1 protein-coding gene is annotated in these 1,308 nt (G+C 60.5%); it reads left to right on the top strand.

Annotated elements, in window-relative coordinates:
• Positions 1 to 48 precede the first annotated feature (48 nt).
• Positions 49 to 1,259 (top strand): IS3 family transposase gene (locus tag ACT3TS_RS19660; protein ID WP_444533215.1). Its coding sequence is split into 2 segments (ribosomal slippage): positions 49 to 304 and positions 304 to 1,259, totalling 1,212 coding nucleotides; the frame shifts between segments, so codons are not numbered across the junction.
• Positions 1,260 to 1,308: the final 49 nt, after the last annotated feature.

Genomic DNA, 1,308 nt, shown 5'->3' with positions numbered 1-1,308 from the left:
TGAGGGGTCATACTGAATTGAGACACGCATTAGTAGGAGAATGAGTGCATGTCCAAGCGTCAGAAGTTCACCACGGAGTTCCGTGCGGAGTCCGTGGAGTTAGCCCTGTCGTCAGGGAAGTCATTGGTTGAGGTCGCGGCATCGCTGGGCCTGAACGAGGGGACGTTGGGCAACTGGGTCCGTGCCCACAAGGCCGAGCATCCAGAGTCCGAAGCGGAGGAGCGAGGACCTGTGGAGTGGGCTCGCTTTGAGAAGCTCCAGCGGGAGATGGCTGAGGTGAAACGGGAGAACGAATTTTTAAAAGCTGTCAGCGCCTACTTCGCGGCAGAACGCAAGAAGTAGGCGCCGTCTTTAGCTTCATCGAGGCACACCGGGAGCAGTTCCCGGTGGACTGGATGTGCCAGCGGCTCTCGGTGCCCCGGGCCTCGTTTTACCGGTGGCTGAACCCGCCGGCGGAACCTACCCCGTCGGCCGCCCTGCGGGCTAAACGAAAGGACCTCGTGGATACCGCCTTCACCGACGCCAAGGGCGTTCCAGGCGCCGGGCAGCTCGTTGACCTGCTGCGCAACGACCATGGCCACGAGGTGGCCAAGGCGACCGTGCTGTCGCTGATGGATGAGCTGGGTATCAGTGCCAAGCGGATGGCGGCGTTTAAGACGACCACGACCAGGGATGCCGAGGCGCGGACTGCTCATATCAAGAACCACATGCTGGACAAGGGCGGGCGTCGGGACTTCAGGTCCCACGCCCCGGGAGTGAAACTGGTGGGCGACATCACCTACCTGCGCACCGGCGAGGGCTGGCTGTATTTGGCGACCGTTATCGACCTGCACACGCGCATGATCGTGGGCTGGTCGATGGCGGAAAGTATGCACACGCAGCTGATCATCGATGCCATGGAAATGGCCAAAACCCGCGGCTTCATCCGTCCCCGCACGGTGTTCCACAGTGATCGTGGAAGCCAGTACACCTCGACCGCTTTCCAAGCCTGGTGCGCGGCTGCAGGGGTGCGGCAATCGATGGGGAAAACCGGAGTGTGTTGGGATAATGCCGTCGCCGAGTCTGCCTTTTCCACGTTGAAGAACGAGATGTATCACCACAGGGCGTTCACCCACCGCATCGCGGCCCGCACCGCTGTCATGGAGTACATCGAGATTTGGTACAACCGGCGCAGGCCCCACACGAACAACGGCGGGGTCAGCCCGCTGACCAAGCTTGAGCACTATCGGGCAGCCCAAGTTCCTGTACTTGCCGCCTGAAACACTAAAGGAAAATCAAACAAACTGTCTCAAAAACTTGACCAGCTCA

It is taken from the genome of Specibacter sp. AOP5-B1-6, assembly GCF_052376555.1.
Taxonomy (GTDB): Bacteria; Actinomycetota; Actinomycetes; order Actinomycetales; family Micrococcaceae; genus Specibacter.
Note: the sequence above shows the minus strand (reverse complement) of the source record. Positions and strands in the feature narration are given on the sequence as shown.